The following is a 230-nucleotide window of genomic DNA, read 5'->3' on the forward strand; positions in this document are numbered from 1 at the left end:
AATATGGCGCAGCGGACGGGACTCGAACCCGCGACCCCCGGCGTGACAGGCCGGTATTCTAACCGACTGAACTACCGCTGCGTATCGCTGTAAACCTGTTTGAAACAAACCTTAGGTAGGCTGCTTCCTGTACATGTGACCGAAAGACCCTTGGGCTTTTCAATCGCAGACCCGGAGAACCCGATCTGTACAAATATGGCGCAGCGGACGGGACTCGAACCCGCGACCCC

General features: G+C 57.4%; 1 tRNA gene. It reads right to left on the reverse strand.

Going from position 1 to position 230, the window contains the following annotated elements:
* Positions 1-4 precede the first annotated feature (4 nt).
* Positions 5-81: transfer RNA gene (locus tag AO388_RS08410), tRNA-Asp, on the reverse strand.
* Between the last annotated feature and the right edge of the window lie 149 nt (positions 82-230).

It is taken from the genome of Pseudomonas sp. ICMP 10191 (genome assembly GCF_001467335.1).
Classification (GTDB): Bacteria; Pseudomonadota; Gammaproteobacteria; order Pseudomonadales; family Pseudomonadaceae; genus Aquipseudomonas; species Aquipseudomonas cerasi.